The following is a 19,075-nucleotide window of genomic DNA, read 5'->3' as shown; positions in this document are numbered from 1 at the left end:
TCACGGGCCGGGGCGGCTGCCGTTTCCGCTTCCACGGCTTCCACCGCCGTCTCCGTAGCCTCCGCCACCGGAGGGCATATCCATTCCCACCGGCATCATCATCGCGCTGCTGTCGGAATTAACGCTTGATTTTGCCACGTATACCACATCGCCTTCCTGTAAATCTCCCGATACAATTTCCACATAATCTGAACTGATAAGTCCGGTCCCGACCTTCACTTCCCGAAATCCTGCCGGGACACGCCCCTGTGCCTCTGTTACAGAATCATCCTTCACGTAAACCAGATTTCCCCTCTGGAGGGCATCGGCCGGAACCGCCAGCGCATTTTCAACGGAATCCACTATAATAACGCCGTCCACATTCATGCCGGGAAGAAGTCCTCCCACCTCATCGAGGGTTACAGTCACCGGATAATAAGTGACTCCATTGGAGCTGGTGCCTTCCAGGCTGATATTGGTAACCTTTCCGCTGAACTTCTCGTTTTCAAAAGCATCCGCCGTCACCTCTACGGTCTGTCCCGTCTTTACATTACTGATATCAAGTTCATCGATATTCATCTGGAAGGTAACGGAGGACATGTCGTAAATAACCGCCAGGGCCGAAGCGCTTGAACCGTTCTGTACCTTGTCTCCTACTTTATAGCTTTTCTTAATCACGGTGCCGGATATCGGAGCCGTAATCGTATAGTCATCATATGTATCCTGTGTTGAATCCAGACTTGACTGCGCCTGCTCCAGGCTGGCCTGGGCATTATCCATGGAGTCCTTATAAGTTTTAATCAGTTTCTCGGCAGTGCTGGCCTTCATACTGAAAATCGGGCTTCCCACGCTGACAAAATCACCTTCATTGACAAGCAGGGCTTCTACCTCCACATTGGAGGAAAGGTCGGCAGCCAGCACGGTATCCACTGTCGCGGAAAAAGTTCCGTCTCCGCTGGATACAAAATCGCCAACCGCGGCTGTGGCCGTCATATCGGCCGTGAGACCTCCCGGGTTCGCCACCTGAATCGTAACATAGCGGACCAGACGGCCGCCTGTCAGGGCCTCATCCATCGAGCTTACGCTCAGGACCGTGCCATCCAGCTGTTCCAGCGTGTCGCTTAAGGTAAGGACTGCCGGACTGCCGGGAGCAATGGCCGCCGCCTCCATATTTAAAAACGGCACTTTGATTTTCATAATCTGATCGTTGTAAATATCGGCAATCTGGGTATTGGATGCAACCTTATCACCGGCCTCAATGTAGAGCTGTTTGATATAGCCTGATTTCGTCGCTTTATAAGTATTTCCGCTGTATTTCCCAACCGCCTCATTATAATCGCTTACCGCCGTATCATAGCTGCTCTGAGCGCGTTCCAGGCTGTTGCTGGCGGAACTGAGCTTTGATTCCATGGAGGAAGCGTCAATCCTGTATAAGATTTGTCCCGCTTCCACCCTGTCACCCTCCTCAAAGTCTGCCTGCACCACCTCCCCTTCCGACATAGAGGTAATGCTGTACGTATCCTTCGGTGAGATTGTACCGGAGGAGGAAAGGGTTGATGTAATATTCTGTCTTATAACGGTGGCTGTGTTCACCCTCTGACTCTGGGCCTTCACGGCGCTTGCTTTATTCTGCCGGACTGCCGCAGTAATAAGCGCCAGGAACAAAATGAGTCCTGCTGCTGCGGTAAGCAGCTTCTTCTTTCTGCTCATTTTGCGCGGCTTTTTTGGCCCCCTTGCCTGACGCAGCCTTTTAAACAGACCTTTAACTTTTTCTTTCATATTTCTATTCTCCCCGCCTATTCAATATAATCAATCAGCTTATACTCCGGATTGTCGTTATCATCCTCCACGGCGGAGGCCGTCTTGTTTTCCCAGATAACAATAATCTCATCGCCGACCTTTAAATCACCGTAAACAGAGAAAGCGAACTGCATATCGGAGGTGGCCAGTTCATATTCCACTCCATCCACAACAATCGAAGTCGGTATCATGACATCAGAAGATTTATAGTAGATTGCATCGAGCGTGCCTTTTGTCGCTCCGCGCCCTCCGTTGCCGCTCTCCGAATAGCCGTAAACAGCCCTCGAAGTTGTATTATAATAAATCACGACCGCCCCGTCCTCCAGCTCATCCGCGGAAGCCGACTCACCGTCCAGATAAAAGGATGCTTTGGATAGGGAGAATGGCAGGATACTTTTCAAGCTCCTGTCTTTAACCGCTATCGGCCCCTTCAGCTTGCTTTCCAGCGCTTCCAGCGGATTGATTTCCCCATCCGAGGTAAGTGTGAAGTCGAGTACGGCCGCATAGACCGTGGAACTTGTTTCTGCCTTTCCTTCATTCTCCTTTGTATTGGTCTTCATAAGGTTATAAAAGAGATTCACACAATCAAAGCGGCTGAGGACTTCAGCTCCGGTTTTCCCAATCTCCTCGTCCAGTTCCAGATAGGATGCCTTAGCCAGCCTGTTTGCCGCCTGGTTGCTTCCAAAATCTTCATTTGTATATCCAAGAAGGGCCAGAACTGCTTTTACCGCCTCCTGCATCGTAATATTTTCATCCGGTTTGAATTTCCCGCCCAGATATCCCGTCATCCAGCCCTGCTCAACTGCTACTCTTATGTAAGATGCATATTCACTGTTTCTGTCCACATCGGAGAAAATGGAAACGTTATTTTCAGAGCTGACACTGCTGCGGTAGGTGGATGCCTTTACCAGCATTTCGGCAAACTGGGCCCTTGTCACAAGCCTGCTGTCGTCTGACTCAGCCGTCATAATGCCGGCTGCAGTAATTACTTTCTTTCTCATACTGTAGCTGGAAGATGCCTCCGCCGTCATCGGAGCCGCCGCTGAAAATGCCATTATGGCTGCCATGGTAACCGCTGTGCGCTGTCTGTTCATATAATTTTCCTACCGCCTTTCATTTAACCGTATATTCATCTTATTTGTTTATTTGTTGAAACTATATCAATAAATTGTGTGCATTTTGTGTTCAAACTGTGAAAATATGGTAGATTTCATGGTCACCATCTTCAATGATAACTGCACGCTCCGCGCACAGGTCAACGCAATCAATAAAAGGGCCAAACCTCCCTGTTCGAGAGATCTAGCCCTTATAGATGAATCCATGATCGGATTTCCTTGAAAATTTAACACGATATTTTACTTTTGTTCCTGTTCTAAATACGCCTCCAATGCTTCCAGCCGTCCTTCCATGATTCTGACTCCTTCCCGGTAGAGCTTCTCCAGCTTTCTGACATCCTGCTCGAACCGTGACACGTCCACCGGATACTCGGGACGGATTACAAAGATACGTCCTTCCTCCTCCAGCCTGTCTATTTCTTCCTGCATTCTGTTATAGCGTCCGGGAACTTCATAAAGCGCTTCCCGCAGATGAGGGAGCGGCGCAAAATAGCGCTCATAGGCCCTCTCCGTCATGGAGCCGACCGGCTTCTTTCTGTAACCTCTATGGCGTGTCAGAACTACCACCACTTTTCCATACCCGAGTTCAAAAGCTCTCTCATAAGCAATTGGCAGAGAAACGCCTCCGTCCAGATAATTTTTATGGTTAACTTTCACCATCCGTGAAAGCATCGGAATGCTGCTGGAGGCCCTGACTGCCTGCATCATCTCCGTGCAGGAGGATTTGTCAAAAAATTCCGGCCTTCCCGTCCTGCATCTCGTGGCTACCACCTCAAATTTCTGAGGGGAACCGTAAAAGGCGTCATAATCAAAGGGAATCAGTTCATTGCTCAATTCTCCGAATACAAAGTCGAAATTGAATATCAGCCTGCTTTTCACCAGGCTCCTCAGTCCCATATACCGCCTGTCATGCAGATATTCTTTATTAATGCGGAGCATGCGCCCCTTCTGTCCGCTGATGTAATTCATTCCCGCCATCGTACCGGCGGAAACTCCGTTTACATAGGAAAGCCTGATTTCATGCTCCAGCAGTGTATCCAGCACGCCTGCCGTAAATACGCTGCGCAGGGAGCCGCCTTCCAGTACAAGTGCTCCTTCTGTCAATTTTGAATCGTATCTCCTTTCTTCCCGGACAGGCCCCCGCAAAGCCATGCTACTGCTGCAAAAAGCCCATCATCAGGTTTGCCTGGTGCATCCATCCCTCCATATTGCTGTATGCCAGCATAAGAAATGTGGCAGAGGCAAATAATACTGCTGTTTTTATGGCATTGCCCTGTTTCCAGATGCAATAGAACAGCCTGAAAAACGTGATGAATAGCACTGCCATAAACCAACTGGTAAATACCCTTTTAAAGGTAAATCCATATACACTAATATAAAGGCACATTTTGGAAAAAGCAAGCATAATAAATCCGAGAGTCTCCGCACACATTAGGGAAAGCATAAGTTTTACTGTTTTTTTCTCCCTATCGCTGAATACCTTGATAAAGTAGAACAGGCCAAAGTTAATGACGGAAATAAAACAGAGTTCAAAAAAGCCCTGTCTTGCATAATCACTGTAAACAAAGCTCTGCTGGTGAGAAAAAGCTTTCGCAAGAATGTCTGAAAACTTCACCAGAAAAAACAGTACATAAACTCCGCAGACCGCCGATGAAAAAGAAATCATAACCGCATAGGGCAGACCGACAGGCCGGCTGCCGTTTACTTGCCCTGCGTCTTCTTTTGTGGATTTTGCATGAAAAGCTCCGTAAAAAAGGCCATAAAAATAACAGGTACCGAGAATTACCATCAGATTCAACAATAAATTGCCAAATAAAAGCGCTTCAAAAAAATTCTCTGTCAGGGTGCTGCACAAATTTGAAAGTCCGCCCACAAAAGCCGAAAAGCTCTCATCCGCCCCTGCAAGCATGGGAAGGACAATCACCAGTACGGGAATACTCATCATGACTCCGAACAGAATCTGTCCTGCTTTATCCTTCTGCTTTTTCTTTGTCTCCTGATCGCTGCTTCTGAATTGTTTTACCCTATGCGCCGCTGCCAGAAAAACTTCACCAAAGTTCATAAACGGCAGGGCAAAAAATCCTTTTCCCAGATCCAAAATACAGCTTTCATCCAACACTCCCTTTATTCTTGCCCCGCTGACGGTCAGGAGCCAGTAGACTCCTGCTCCATGCAGGAATAAAGTCACATAGGGCATTATCCCCTGAAGCTCCCATTCCTGCCGGCCAGGCAGATATTTAACAAGAAACCAGACAGCTCCCGCAATCAGAAAAAACAGACTGGTTTTCCCCTCTCTGTCCATCCTGCGTCCAAGGGAATGGAGGTAAAAAACTCCGGCAGAAACGAACAGTGCCGTAAACAGGGGGAGCCAGGCGCCTGAAAAAAACTCACTGCCCCGGACATAGACAAATGACGCTGCGGCCATGATCAGAGCGAGAAGATAGTCACGCCTTTCATAATTCCTTTTAACCCTCCGGCTTTCTGCACTTATCTCTTTTGTCCGGTGCTCTTCTACCTGGTACTCTTCCACTGTCCTTTGATTTTCATCCATCATCATAGCTGCTCCTCCTCAAATTCCAAAATGTCGCCCGGCTGGCAGGAAAGCTCCCGGCAGATTGCTTCCAGCGTGGAAAACCGGATGGCCTTTGCTTTATTATTCTTCAGTATCGACAAATTCGCCGGAGTGATCCCGACGCGCTCCGCCAGATCTCCGGCGGAAATCTTCCTCTTTGCCATCATCACATCCAGATTGACAATAATTCCCATGACAGCCCCTTCCCTCTAAATTGTATAATCATTCTCTTCTTTGATTTCCCCAGCCCTTACGAATACATTCTTGATCACCCGGATCAGAAGTCCCATAAAAGCCGCGCAGGCTGCTATAATCAGGAAGAAAATATAATAAGCCATAGAAATCAGGCAGATGACGGCAACCGCAAAACACATCCAGCTTATCAGTCTCAGACAGCTTACATTCTCGTCGCTGAAAATCTGTTCCTCACCGATTCTGCCTATCATCCTGTACAGATTCCATAAAATGATGCCGAGAGGAACCGCACTCGAATAGATGGTTGCCATAAATAGGTTAAAATCTTTACCGCGGGCAGAAAAACTGTGGTCCACGAACTCCCTTGTCATTCTCGGACAGAACACCAGCACCAGTATGTAAACCGCCGCAAATAAAATAATAAAGAATTTTGTTAACCCGATCGACTTTTCATTATTCCAGTTCATAAATATGATACACCTCCGGAGTAAATTCAGCATGTTCCTGGACGTATGCTGTTATGGGCAGTATAACATGCAAAAAACCGAAAATCAATATTTTTTTATCGTTTTTCGATATATTAATGATGTTTTTCGAAAAAAGTAAGAAATGGCACGCAGCACGCACAGGCTCCTGCAAAAAACCGCCGGGGCAGCCGGCTGTCTCACAGTCCGGCCGCCCCGGCGGCCTATTCAGTACTTTTTCACTTTTACATCAGCGGCGCAAACAGGCGCAGCGCTTTTCCTGCAAAACGTTTGACCGGTGAATACCGCCGGCAGTCATCCAGTGTGATTAACCGGCATTTTCCAAGCGTTTCCTGAAAATCTTCCTCCACTGTATATACGGTATTATTTTTATAGAGATAGGCGGCGCATTCGAAATGCAGGTACAAACTCCTGTAATCCAGGTTGATTGTCCCAACCACGGCCTTTTCGTCGTCGCTTATGAACATTTTGGCATGGACAAAGCCGGGCGTATATTCATAAATCTGCACACCGGCGCGCAGCAGCTCCGCATAATAGGATCTTGCCAGAAGATAGGCATAGAGTTTATCGGGAATATGAGGCATGATAATAATCGTCTCAACTCCCCGTTTTGCCGAATATTTAAGTGCAGTCAGCGTCACGTCGTCCAAAATCAGGTATGGGGTCATGATATGCACATACCGCTTTGCATGGCCGAGGATATCGAGGTATACCTGCTCGCCCACATTCTCTCCGTCCAGAGGACTGTCCGCATAAGGCATAACAAAACCGCTGTAATCCATTCCTTCCGGATACCTGTAATCCGCCGGGAGAAGAAAACGGCTGTAATCCTCTTTTTCCAGCTCCGTCACTCCCCAAAGCTGGAGAAACATCATGGTAAAGCTGTTTACGGCATCGCCTTTCAGCATCACGGCCGTATCCTTCCAGTGACCGAACCTCTCCCTTTTGTTGATATATTCGTCGGCCAGGTTCACCCCTCCGGTAAATGCGGTATGGCCGTCGATAACGCATATCTTTCTATGATCCCTGTTGTTCTGATAGCTGGAAAGAGCCGGTTTCACCGGAGAAAACATTTTACACTTAATCCCCTTTGCCTGAAGCGTTTTAGGGTAGGAATAGGGAAGCAGCGCCAGAGAGCACATACCGTCATACATAAATCGGACCTCCAGCCCCTCTTTTGCTTTCTGCTCGAGGACTTCCAGTATTGCATTCCACATAATTCCGCGTTCCACAATAAAATATTCCATGAAAATGAAATGCTTGGCCTGTCTTAATTCCTCCAGCATTTTCGGGAACATATCATCCCCCAGGGGAAAATACTCCACATTCGTGTTCTGGTAAACCGGGAACCCGCCGTATCGGTTCATATATCGGGCCAGATTGCCTTCGCTGGAACTGATATTGTTATATTCCCGCAGCACTTCCTCATTCTGGACCAGATAGGGGGCAATCCCCTTTTCCAGAGACTGGATTCTTCTATTAATCAGCTTTACGCCCGGCTGAAGCTTTAAAAACAGATAGAACAGTGTTCCGAATACGGGAATCACCAGAATCGGCACCACCCACGACAGCTTAATACTGCTGTTCTCGTCATTGCTGATAATGTAGATAAGCACTACAGCGCTCAGCAGGGAGGAACCGCCGTACACATAAATCATATATTCCCTCAGCCAGTTAAAGCCCGCCAGCAGCACTCCCATCTGAACCAGCAGGAATAATACAACAAACGTGGTCCGGCCGAAAATAATCCTTAACAATCCTCTTAATTTTTTCATCAGTATCTTTCACATCCTTTATTTGACTTGACAAAGCTATGGTAAAACCATAATCAAGATTATATCACCATTATATAAAAAGCGATAGAGTATTTTTACTCTACCGCTTTTGCTGCTGTGACCTGTACGCGGAGCGTTCAGATTATCGTTTGTCCGCTATTATGTCAAGCACTGTCTGCAGCGGCTCGTCCGATTCGATATCGGGAGCCGTACCCATCTCCATATTACAGCTTCCATCCCCATTCAGGCAGTACTCCACGTCAAACTGGATCAGAAGGTGACTGGCGGGAAGCTCATAAAGGATTGCGCCCCCGCTGTTGGACCGGCCGGTTCTCTGTCCCACAAGGGTGGCAAAGCCGGTCTCCCTGCAGAATACGGCAAATGCCTCGGAGGATGAGTATACGGACGGTCCCGTAAGCAGCCATATCCGTCCCCGGAACACGCTGCCGCTGTCTTCCGGTTCAATGGTTGTCACAATTTCCCTTGCCAGCGCCAGCCCTCTTTTATCCTCCTCAGGAAATTCAGAATACCTGGGATCGTTTTTAACCTCCTCTGCACTGAGGTTCGAGCCCTGGTAGAAAGAGCCGAAAAACTGTCCGGCTAAAGCAGTATCCCTCATCAGCCTTACCAGCCGGTACGTTAGCGGCTCCGTCAGATTTGGCCGTACAAATGCCTCTTCCCAATAAACGGTATTTCCGCCTCCGTTGCCGCGTATGTCTATAATCAGATTTCCGCAGTCTTCCGCCGCCTCCAGGAAACCCCGTATCTCAGGCACTTCCTCCTCCATCCGTGAATCGTCAAAAGAATCTGCTCTGACATAGGCCGTATCTCCCTTATCCCCCAGCCGTTCCATATGCAGTCCCAATGCCGGAACACCGTTATGCTCCTTATCCTCGTCTTCTCCCTCCATTTCCTCTCCTGCTCCGGTCAAAAATGTCAGCAGATAATCGTAGTAATCATAAAATGATATAACCTCCGGACGGTTGGATACGTCAACCCAGGGCTGGAGCTCCGGATACTCCCTGATGTATTTTTTGTTGACATCAAGCTCCCGGAAATAATGGGGGTTCAGGATGCCTGCGTGTCCGGTCAGACCGCACACATCATAGAGACTGCCGGACACAATGGTTATAAATTCCCACATCGCCGCATCGCCTTCCTGCTGCATATTGATAATCTGTCTGCGGTAATCCCCGATGACTTCGTCATAATAATCAGGATGCTCCGGATTGTTGCGGGAAAGCACTCCGAAAAAGGGATAGTTCTCCTTCACGGCTTTCCACATGGCGTCATAGTCGGAAAGCATCTCCTCCTTTGTCAGAATCATTTCAGGATACAGCGTCTCAGCGGTAAATACACCGGCCTCCGTAACCTGTTCTGATTTAGCGGTCCCGCTCTGTCCGCAGGCGGCTGCCGATACCGCAATACTGATTATCAAACAAGCGGCCGTAAAATGCCTTGCTTTTTGTTTCATAATATCCTCCTGTCCGTGGCTGATTGACCAGCTCCTGTATTCCTCTTCCCTCATTGTATTGGTCAGAACGCGTTTCATCAATACAGGCGGCACAAATCGGCGGCCGGACAGCAAAAAAAAGCAGAAGCCTGCATCTTTGGCTCCTGCCCGGCTTCAGCGCTGCGGCTGCAAAATGACAGCGGTAAAACAAAACCAGCCCTCCTGGCATTGCAGTGTGCTTCTGCCTCTGTTTTTTCGTATCACGGCATCCACATTGCCAAGGCCCAGCCCATGCTCCCCTGATTTCTCCTTTGCCGCCGCTGCTGTCTTGCCGCTGATTTTCACCTCCCACTCCACGGGATTGCGGATCGAAAGGAAAAGCTCCTCCTCTTCCAGAACCATCTTCAATTGTATTCTCCTGTCTCCATGAAGCTTCAGACAGGCCTCGATGGCATTGTCCAGCAGGTTGGCAAGCAGCGTCACAATATCTTCCTCGCTCAGGGACAGCTCCGACAAATTGTTCATCGTCATTGTCATCGAAATCTGCTGCTCCCTGGCTGATTGGTATTTCTGGTTCAGCAGCACATTTACCACCGGATGGCCTGTATTAATCTGATGAATGCTTTCGTTCAGGCTGCCGGTAAGCTGGCCGATATAGCGCAGCGCCTCCTTTGTCCTGTTGTCATCCACCAGGCCCCGGATGCAGTTTAACTGGTTTTTGTAATCATGGATCTGTCTTTTCCTGCACTCATCCCCCTGCTGCAAGCTCCGGTAAATCTCCATCTGGTTCCTGTTCCTCTCGGCTGACAGCCGCATTTTCTCCGCCTTTGCCCGTCCTGCCAGGATATTTTCCATCATATCAAAAGCCACAAGATTGATAAGCCAGAATCCGGCTGTCACAATCAACATGATATTCCCGTCCTCCCTGCCTCCGTCCAGGGTGAGCATACTCAGAGCCACAGACACAATAATGCTGAAAACAGGAAAATAGATAAAACTGCCCCAGCTTTCTCCGGCCATCGCGCGAATGCCGTCTCTCCCCTTATAGACTTTCTGAAACAGCAGCATCAGGCACAGCAGGATCCCATAGCACAGGATTTCATCCATCCCCCATAGACGGTTCCCTCCACGGCCGTATAAAATATAAATAAGCAAAGAAGCAAACATCTGAATTATCCAGATCAGGGCGCAGAAAAGCGTTGACAGTAACAGGTTCTGAAGCGGACGGATCCGGTAATAAATCTGCGCCACGATGAAAACGGCCGCAATCATCCGGACCGGCTGGAACAGGTACGGCGGTATTTCAGTAAAGGCAATAAAGAAAAAAGCCAGCAGAAAGGCGGGAAGGACTGTCCCTCCCGTCAGACTGTGCCTCCATTCCCTGCCGTCGGCAATCGTATCATAAAATATACGGCAGCTCATGGCAAGAATCAGTGACAATACGGTTCCCCTGATAAGTATCTCCATCACCATGCTCCTTTGTAAGCGGTAAACGCCTCCCTGACAGCCCGGAATTTAAGGCGGGGCACGGGGAGGCTCTCCCCCGTATCAAGGATTACCGCATAACTGCTGATTTTTCTTATATGCTTCATATTGACGAGATAGCTTTTATGGATGCGGAGAAAAGCATACTGACCAAGCTTCTCTTCGATCACATCCAGCTTCTCATAGAGCTGGTATTCCTTCCGTTCTGACTCCAGGCAGAAGAAAACAGATTTATGTTTCCTGCTCTCCACGTAAAGAATATTATCCGTGTATAGTTCCTGTACCCCTCCGGTAAACGGAAATGCCACCTGCCGCAGCTCCATTCTTTCCAGAACTGCAGCCATACATTCCTCCATCTCCGTCCCGAGGGAATCCTTCATCAGATAGCGCACTGCGTCGGCCTTATACCCATCCAGCGCATAATCCAGAAATGCGGTCACAAACACAATACAGGTTCCGGAGTGAAAGGAACGGATCCGCATTGCTGTCTCTATCCCGTCTATGTCCTTCATGCTGATATCCAGAAAAACAATATCATATTTTACGAGATTTTCCTCCCCGGCAAGAAAGTCTTCCCCCGACGGATAGACCGTGACGGTATATGGGAGCTGCCTTTTTTCCAGAAACTGAGCCGCCAGTTCCCGTATCTTATCCCTGTAATATTTTTCATCATCGCAGACTGCTATCTGTATCACTTGCTTCCACCTCTGCTATAATTCATCATCTTTGTACCTCTCTATTATAGCAACTGGTATGGAACTTGGAAAGCAGAAACACGCAAAAGCAGACTACACGCCCGGACTTTCGTTTCTATCCGCAGTTTTAAACTCTGTCGGGCTATCCGCGTCTTCTCCTGAAATAACCAATCAGCAGAATGCAGGCGGCCATAATCACGGGCAGCGCCGAAACCGGCAGGGAATGCTCTCCCATCCTGGGCAGAGACGCCAGCGGCACGCCGCCCTCGTCTATTACGAACAGATAGCTGCCAAGCGGCACCTCGTTCTCATCCATTGTAATAAGCCGGTAGTCTCCTGCAGGCAGCTCTGAAGTGATCGTGAAACCTTTGTCATAACTGCCCTCAAAGACAAGTTCATCTCTGTCATTTTTCACCGTTACATAAGTGATCCGTTCGTCAGGTATTTCAACACGGATGATACCGTCCGGTTCCCTTTTTATTGTTGCAGGTGGAAAACTCTCCGAATCCTCCGGCCAAATGACGGACGGAGGCATCTCCTTTGGAGGCTCCGCCGCCTCTTCGTCCAAAATACCTGGTTCCTTCTGTATTTCCGGCTGTGTCTCCACTAATCCCGGCCCGGTCGGACGGCTGTTTCCACCGCTCCCCGGCCTGCTGCCTCCTCCATGACCTGCGCTCTCTATCCTCCAGTCTCCGATGACAATCTCGCTCTCATCCTCTGCGGCGGTGACGGCGCCGTCCGAACTGTTTTTAATCAGCTCAGTCCCTTCGCTCTCCGAAGCTCCCGATAAGACGACACGGTAGGATACCGTACGGTTCAGATAATAGCCGGAGGGAGGTGTAATCTCCGCCACAATATAGGTTCCGTATGGAATATCTTCAAAACGGAACTCACCGCCGCTGCCGCTTAACGCCGTATTTCCCAGGTATGTGTTATCGATTGTGAAGTTCCCTGTTCCCTCTTTAAATAACCCCATCAGGGCGCCTGAGAGACCTGCAGAAGTATCCGTCACCGGGGCAGCAACCTTTTTTCCGGTTATAGTCCCGCGCTTCAGATAATTAATAAAAAGGAACTTACCGCCGGTTATCCTGCCTTCCTGCCTTCGGACCGTCACTGTCTGTGGTCCGGCGTCGGCAATATAGGCTCCGCTTTTGCCTGTCCGGCTTCCCTCAATCTCCTTTGCCTGATAGAGCCCTTCTTTGATGGAACGGATAACAATTTCTCCGTCTTTTTCCGTTTCCAGATAGATGCCTTCGGAGGGAACGATTTTCACCTCCGAAGCTCCGGTGATATCTTCCACTTTTAACCATTCCTCCACCGGCCTTCCATTAAAGTCCTTTCCTGTCAGAAGGAAACAAAAGCCGGAGACATCCGCACCCGAAGAGCCGGCAATGATACCGCCATCCTCCGCTTCGATTCTCTTCTCAAGCAAAAGTATATCTTCATGGTACCGGTTAACAAAGCTCTTCCCGTCCTGGGAGTTGGAAATATAACAGACTCCGTCTGCCGAATTGACGGCCGCTGAGCGGTCGACTTTGTAAAGCGCACCGTCCGCCATGTATCCGGCCGGGGCCTTGATTTCACGAATCCGGTATTCAAAGCTGCCGCTGTAATAAAGCTTTGGTGTCTCCGTACCGGCGGTCAATGCACCCATGCCGTTTGCGCCTGTGTATGTAAAATACTTCCAAATGTCCGAACCGCTAAGCTTCATGTATTTTTGATCGGATTCCTTACCGGGATCCGGAATGGAGTGTACCCCTCCCGCTGTTTCTTTTAAATAACAGATTTCCGTGGCCGTTCCATCCTCCGCCTCCGCCTCCAGCAGGAACTCTGCTCCGGAAAGCGGCGCCAGCTCCGGATCTTTTTTATTCACCTTCGGTTCAAAGGTAAGCGGATCATTTAAAAACACAAGGGGTTCCCCTGTCACGTCGATCTCCGCCGTCTGATACTCCTTAACAGCCACCGTTCTGACAAACTTGTCCGTGCCGTCCGGAGTCTCATAGCCGAAAGCGGGTGTAATCTCCCTCAGTTCATATTCTTTACCTTCTCCGGCTGAGCCGGCCGGAATATTCTCAAACAGGAAGGAGCCGTTCTGATCCGTCACGGCGGATGCCCTGTAGGAATACTCCGTAACCGGAAGCTCTGTGAGTTCGAATGTTACGCCTTCCAGAGGCGTTCTGGTGATCCCGGCGCCGTCATAATAAAATGCTCCAAGCTTCTCCCCTTTAACATTACCTGTCTGTGCCTCGATATTATAGTACAGCAGCTTCTCATCGCTGCCTGATGCCAGGCCGGCAGCTCCGTAATCATAAGTTTTGTCTGCCCGGTATGCATCGGAAGTTCCCTTATTGACTGCACCGATATAGTATGTCTCCCCGGCTCTTCCGATCGTCACGGGAACAAACCCTTTATTTTCCGGCCCCTCATATCCGGGGTAATTGAGCGTTGTATCTTTGCAGTATCCGGAAGGTACTTTGCTTTCCCTGATCAGATACGTCCTGCCTGCTATGAGGGAATCTCCCATCTCTTCCCGGCTGAAATGACCTTCACCGTCCGTTGTCAGGGTGAGAAGAGGCACATCCTTATCCACCGGCTCCCATATCGCTTCTGTACCGACTTTTGCCTCGTATACACTGAACCCTGCCCCTGCAGCCGGCTCGCTTGTCATAGTCAGCTTATCGTCCATCCTGACTGCTTTTACCTTGTTAACCTGAATATAGCCGAAAGGCAGGCTGTTGGTTACCTGAAGGATTTTTGTGTCGGCAGGCTGAAAACAGCCGTTCTTTAATACACCTTCAGCCTTAATCATTGTCTCATCCATACTGCTGTCACTGCAATTATAAAATGTGACGCTGCCGTTTAAACCATCTGAGGCAGGCTCAATCTCCACCAGAATCTTTTGCATCTTTTGTTCCGGTGCAAGGAGCCCTTCCGGTACTTCGGAGACATCCTCCGTAAACCGGTAAACGCCGCAGGGCAGGCTGTCGAGCCTCACAAGCCCATCCCCTGTCAGCGGTATCATGCTGCTCCCATCCGGCCCTGCACTCCAGTCTTCAAAGCTTTCCTCCGGTTCTCCGGCCGCTTTTCTCTCGACCTTAAATCTGACTGGATATGTATTCCCGTTAAGCGGTACAAAGTCCTGGCCTGTTTTATAAAATGCAATGTTGGATAAAATAGGCTCATTTATCACCGAAGCTTCTGTACCGGCGGCATCGTCTCCCGGAATATAGGGAAAACCATTGACTGCATTCGCATTTATTTCAAATTCTCCCGTGACGCTGTCAAACTCTGCCTCCAAAGTGAGGGAACCGGCCGCCTTTTTATAACCGTATGGCGGCTTTTTCTCAGTTATACTGTAAATAATGCCAGGCTCCAGTCCGGCAAAGTCCACCTTGCCGTTCTCATCACTCACCGAATCCCTGTTAGTCAGAATACTGCTTTGAATCGCCGTGAGCGTGAACACCGCGCCCTTCAGACCGTTGCCGTCTTTATCCGTCTTATAGAACCGGAACCGGTTGCTTTCCAAATCCTGAGGGGAATTTAATGCGTCAAAATACATTTTCGCCCCATTTGAGACTGTATCCTGATATTGCAGAGTATCTTCCACACCGTCCGGAAGCTTTGGCAGGCTGTCAAGCGCCCCTTTCCCAAACAGAATATGCTGAGGCTTAAAGGATAGACTATCGTACCCCGGCGCTGCCTGGGTCTCCTCCAGCTTATAAATCGTGTTGCTTTGCAGGCGGAGGAAAAACATCTGCCCGTTTTCATTCGATGTTCTGACCTTTGCCGCCGTCGGATCGTTCATCTGCACCCACGCTCCGGGATTGGACGGTGACTCGCCCTGCAGCTTGAAAACAGGGATTAACTGGAATTTTGCACCCTGTAGAGTATAGCCGTCGCCGCTGTCTAATGAATTAGCGCTTTTTTTTGTCACTGTCGCCATCTGCAGCTTTTCCAATTTTGCAAATGAGCTGCTCTGGAACCGGCCGGCCTCTGCATTCGTGGTAACGGTGCTGTCGCTGCTGCCGTCGGGCCATTCAATCAGGACCGTATTGTCGGCTCCGCTGTCCGGAACAGAATCCACTACAACAGTGTCGTAAACTACTAAAACCGGTACCCTGGCCAGGGGCGCAGACTCCTTATATTCGATTGTAAAGCCTCCGCCGTTTTTTACCACCGTAAAATTCTCATCAATTTCCGTGTCAGTCAGACCTGAATCAGGGCTATAATCATAGCTGCCGTCGGGAGCCATTGTTATCCTGTAAAATCTCATGCTCGCCGGTTCAAGCTCCAGATAGCCGGCCATGTGATCGGAAATTTTAACTCCTTCAAAATTGACTCCCGTTATATTCACGGCTAATTCCCATTTAAGCCATGGAAGGCGGTCATACGTATCTTCTTTATTAAATGGATGGAACTCCCCCTTTTTCAGCATATGCACCGCTGCGGTATGCGACGCCTGCGCATCTTTTGTGATATGCACCGGCATTCCTTCATTCTCCCTGGTGGAGATAATATCGCTGTCCAGTGCCGCCTGATTCAGCAGCTTCAGCCCCTCTGCAGTCTTGAATTTCTCCTGCCTGTACTTCTCCTCCACATAGGCCGTAAATTCATACTGCCAGGCATCTTCGCCGATAAGAGGGACATAAAATCCGTCCTCAGCCTTTTCATACAGGACAAAGAAAATGTCCTGATCAGCATACTTCTCCTGCGCCGTTCTTTCTGTCACCGAATATACGGCAAGTATCGTATCATCCGTGCCGTTCAGCTTATAGCGAAGAATTTCTTTCGCTTCCGTCAGATTTGCAGGGGAAGCGGGACGCCGAAGCTCCGAACCGGACGCAGCTTTTTCAAAGCTTACCTCCCTGTATGTCCCCGCGCTGCTGTCTTGCCGCGTCTTTTTCCAGACGCCGGTCAGCCCGCTTTTTAAGGCCGGATCTGTTGAAAACACAGTTCCTACCGGCAGATGGTCCGTAAGAACGGAATTCTTCAGCAGGATATTGTTCTGGTTATAGCCAATCCGCCATTTCACCAGATTATCCTTGTAATTATAACTGTCTATTGCTTTTTTACTGACGTATGCGTTCGGTATTAATCTGCTGTCTGCCGCGGTGCCTTTAATAGTTTCCGAACCGGAGGTCAGCTCATATTCTGCAGTATTCTCTACCCTGCCCTGATCCTGGCTGAGGCTCACCGGATCAACAATGCGCGTCCTTATTTCAAAAGAATAATACTCCTGCGCCTCTATCTTAGCCAGATGTATGGTCAGAAGCCAGATTCCGCCCTCAGTCTTTTCGAGTGTATAGTAATCGCCCGAATAGCTTCCTTCCGCTAATTCCACCTCATCGGCTCTGCCGTCCGGATTACCACGGTTCACTTTTTTAAGAACTAACTTTCCGTCCGGGAAATTGCTGTCCAGAATCACCTGTTTCAGTGGATCAAAGGCGTCTCTCATCGTAAAGCTGCTGATTTCTGCGGCGGAACGGTTGATTTCAAATTTCCAGGTCATAGTCTGAGTTGTTTCGTCGTAGCTGCCGGCCGTCTTTTTCAGGGCATTATGGTTATAGTCAACCCCATGCTCCAGATCAATATTCTCCGGAGGCCAGTCCCACGGCCCTATTCCTTCTCCCGTATCATGGTTGTGGAAAAGTGTTGCATTATTTGTAACGGTTCCCTGCCCTTCCGTCACAGAAGTCTTTGGAACCTTTGAGTAATAAACAAGCTCTACATCCTTGTTAACCAGGTCGCGAGCGGGCAGGATAAATCCCTGTGCGTTATGGTTTTTACCATCCGGTGACTGATAGGAATAACCAAAACGCACCGCCTCCCCTTCTTTGAAGTCCTTAAGCGCTTCCTCTATCCCGGACAGAAAACCGCCTTTCTTAAAATAATTATTTGGAGGCTGTTTCCCCAATTCCAGTTGAATGCCGGAGTCGGAAGCTTTGAAAGAGATTGTCCTTTCCGCCCCTCCCTCCTTTACCGTAATCTCATCCACATATTCAAGACCTTCCCCGAGCCAGTCAATCAGATAGGCCGAGTGGAGGGTATGAAGCAGGGTTTTCATTTTGATTTTCCAGCGGATTTTATTCTCCCCCTGGCTTAATATCTCCTGTCCGTCTTTTGTCAGCTCCTGTCCCAGCGTTTTTTTCGTTGTTGTGTCTGCTTCGGCAAGACTGGTCTGGCTATCTTCACCATCCCTCAGAGTTGCTTTATTTTGAATTGTCAGCTCCAGATTTTTTTGTTCATTCCAGTTTTCTAAAAGTCTGCTGCTGATTTCTGTCTCAATTGTAACCGATGCCTCTATGATATTTCCGGCGCTGTCTGTTATAATCCCGGCGTCCGCTTCTGAGGCGCTGGCTGCAATCGGGTAAACGAACCTGCCATTTTCCTGATCATAATAGTCTTCCAGCGGGAGAAGTTCTTCCTTCGCATCTCCTGTCCCTGCATAGGCGTGTGTCACCACCAATTCGGACGGCACGTCATCGATGATGTGCTTCCCGCCCAATGTATAGGTTTTTGACGATTCTGCCATTTTTCTCCGGGAGGACTTCCTCTTCTTCAGCTGACTTGCACTGCCTGTTGTTCCGTCCCCGTCCTCCTCTTGGTACTCTTCGTCTTCCTCGTCCTCATCCATGGCCTGCCAGGTCTCCCAGTCATCTATATCTTCAAAGCCTGAAGATGCCGTCGCCGGCGTAGCTTTTTGGGCCAGGGACGCCTCAGAGGAGGAGGCCCTGGCTGTAATTGTATAGGTGATATCCAAACCGTCTCCGCTATCCGCTTTTTTGACCAGTGAATAGGCTCCCTTATCCTCCGGCTGCCCGGAACCTTGCGACGACAATTTGACGGTGACAATCCCCTCCTGATTGTCTTCCAGTTCTATCTCATCTCCATTATGGCCTGCTTCAAGGCCGAGGGATAATTGTGCACCTGACTCAATATTCTGATAACCGCTGTAAATGTCGTCTTTGTTAAAGATAATCGATATATCGAGACACGTTCCATTCTGCTCCGTAACCATGGTTCCGATTAAGACATCCCCATAAGTCAGCTCCTGATTCTGAAAATTAATATTTTTATTTAAGCCGCTGCATTCCACTTTTATCTGAAAAGAGAGGTCCGGACACTTTTCGATATCGCCTTGGGCATCTTCAACCGCTGTTTCCAAAAAATTATTATCAAATGCCAGTTCTAATTGTAGCTCAAACCCATTTCCGGACACCGTGTCCCTGTCCGTCCACATATTGAAATGCTGAAACGCATCCGACGGCGTCGCATAGCCTGATAAATCCATTTTCTCCGTCTCACCGGCCATAACAGGAATCACTCTCCATCCTGCCAAAGCCTGGAGAAGAATCGTACAAATCATCACCCATGCCAGCTTTATTTTCCATTCTTCCCGTAGCTTTTTGACACACTCCCTCATCCCAAGTCCCTCTTTCGTATCATTTCCGGCCTGCTCTCAAAACTGTATGCACCGGATTTTATCATAAAATATTATAGCAGAGAATTAACGCTCCTAAA

Annotated in this window: 11 protein-coding genes; all 11 read right to left on the bottom strand. The window is 49.0% G+C overall.

Features of this window, described 5'->3' with window-relative positions; genetic code table 11:
- A complete protein-coding gene (locus CLOSYM_RS13080) occupies positions 1 to 1,758 on the bottom strand; it encodes an efflux RND transporter periplasmic adaptor subunit (RefSeq protein ID WP_021642462.1) in 1,758 nt (585 codons plus the stop codon).
- A 17-nt stretch (positions 1,759 to 1,775) separates the two neighbouring features.
- Entirely contained in the window at positions 1,776 to 2,873 is a 1,098-nt protein-coding gene (locus tag CLOSYM_RS13075) for an S-layer homology domain-containing protein (protein ID WP_021642461.1), read from the bottom strand.
- 261 nt (positions 2,874 to 3,134) lie between these two features.
- A complete protein-coding gene (locus tag CLOSYM_RS13070) occupies positions 3,135 to 4,046 on the bottom strand; it encodes a patatin-like phospholipase family protein (protein WP_003507287.1) in 912 nt (303 codons plus the stop codon).
- Position 4,047: 1 nt separating this feature from the next.
- The gene (locus tag CLOSYM_RS13065) at positions 4,048 to 5,451 is read right to left on the bottom strand and encodes a DUF4153 domain-containing protein (protein ID WP_021642460.1); all 1,404 of its coding nucleotides are present in this window, start codon (positions 5,449 to 5,451) and stop codon (positions 4,048 to 4,050) included.
- Entirely contained in the window at positions 5,448 to 5,660 is a 213-nt protein-coding gene (locus CLOSYM_RS13060; protein ID WP_003499679.1) for a helix-turn-helix domain-containing protein, read from the bottom strand. The genes CLOSYM_RS13065 and CLOSYM_RS13060 overlap by 4 nt, the downstream gene beginning before the upstream one ends.
- 15 nt (positions 5,661 to 5,675) lie before the next feature.
- A complete protein-coding gene (locus tag CLOSYM_RS13055; protein ID WP_044902420.1) occupies positions 5,676 to 6,128 on the bottom strand; it encodes a DUF2975 domain-containing protein in 453 nt (150 codons plus the stop codon).
- A 242-nt stretch (positions 6,129 to 6,370) separates the two neighbouring features.
- Positions 6,371 to 7,921 carry a cardiolipin synthase gene (gene cls / locus CLOSYM_RS13045; RefSeq protein WP_003499683.1) on the bottom strand — a complete coding sequence of 517 codons (1,551 nt, stop codon included), beginning with the start codon at positions 7,919 to 7,921 and terminating at the stop codon, positions 6,371 to 6,373.
- Between the two features lie 142 nt (positions 7,922 to 8,063).
- On the bottom strand, positions 8,064 to 9,395 hold the full coding sequence (locus CLOSYM_RS13040) for a S41 family peptidase (RefSeq protein WP_044902421.1): 1,332 nt from the start codon (positions 9,393 to 9,395) through the stop codon (positions 8,064 to 8,066).
- Positions 9,396 to 9,548: 153 nt separating this feature from the next.
- Positions 9,549 to 10,841 (bottom strand): sensor histidine kinase, encoded by a 1,293-nt coding sequence (locus CLOSYM_RS13035; RefSeq protein WP_044902418.1) that lies wholly within the window; start codon positions 10,839 to 10,841, stop codon positions 9,549 to 9,551.
- Complete coding sequence (locus CLOSYM_RS13030) at positions 10,841 to 11,554, bottom strand: LytR/AlgR family response regulator transcription factor (protein ID WP_003507300.1); 714 nt, start codon at positions 11,552 to 11,554, stop codon at positions 10,841 to 10,843. The genes CLOSYM_RS13035 and CLOSYM_RS13030 overlap by 1 nt, the downstream gene beginning before the upstream one ends.
- Before the next feature lie 142 nt (positions 11,555 to 11,696).
- On the bottom strand, positions 11,697 to 18,977 hold the full coding sequence (locus CLOSYM_RS13025; protein ID WP_021642455.1) for an MSCRAMM family protein: 7,281 nt from the start codon (positions 18,975 to 18,977) through the stop codon (positions 11,697 to 11,699).
- Positions 18,978 to 19,075 lie beyond the last annotated feature (98 nt).

The organism is [Clostridium] symbiosum ATCC 14940 (assembly GCF_000466485.1).
Lineage (GTDB): Bacteria > Bacillota > Clostridia > Lachnospirales > Lachnospiraceae > Otoolea > Otoolea symbiosa.
The sequence above is the reverse complement of the archived record's forward strand: the minus strand, read 5'-3'. Positions and strand labels throughout refer to the sequence as shown.

Excerpts from the sequence above, each read along its gene's own strand:
- CLOSYM_RS13080 (WP_021642462.1), bottom strand. The coding sequence starts at position 1,758 with ATGAAAGAAAAAGTTAAAGGTCTGTTTAAAAGGCTGCGTCAGGCAAGG.
- CLOSYM_RS13075 (WP_021642461.1), bottom strand. The coding sequence starts at position 2,873 with ATGAACAGACAGCGCACAGCGGTTACCATGGCAGCCATAATGGCATTT.
- CLOSYM_RS13070 (WP_003507287.1), bottom strand. The coding sequence starts at position 4,046 with ATGGCTTTGCGGGGGCCTGTCCGGGAAGAAAGGAGATACGATTCAAAA.
- CLOSYM_RS13065 (WP_021642460.1), bottom strand. The coding sequence starts at position 5,451 with ATGATGATGGATGAAAATCAAAGGACAGTGGAAGAGTACCAGGTAGAA.
- CLOSYM_RS13060 (WP_003499679.1), bottom strand. The coding sequence starts at position 5,660 with ATGGGAATTATTGTCAATCTGGATGTGATGATGGCAAAGAGGAAGATT.
- CLOSYM_RS13055 (WP_044902420.1), bottom strand. The coding sequence starts at position 6,128 with ATGAACTGGAATAATGAAAAGTCGATCGGGTTAACAAAATTCTTTATT.
- cls (WP_003499683.1), bottom strand. The coding sequence starts at position 7,921 with ATGAAAAAATTAAGAGGATTGTTAAGGATTATTTTCGGCCGGACCACG.
- CLOSYM_RS13040 (WP_044902421.1), bottom strand. The coding sequence starts at position 9,395 with ATGAAACAAAAAGCAAGGCATTTTACGGCCGCTTGTTTGATAATCAGT.
- CLOSYM_RS13035 (WP_044902418.1), bottom strand. The coding sequence starts at position 10,841 with ATGGAGATACTTATCAGGGGAACCGTATTGTCACTGATTCTTGCCATG.
- CLOSYM_RS13025 (WP_021642455.1), bottom strand. The coding sequence starts at position 18,977 with ATGAGGGAGTGTGTCAAAAAGCTACGGGAAGAATGGAAAATAAAGCTG.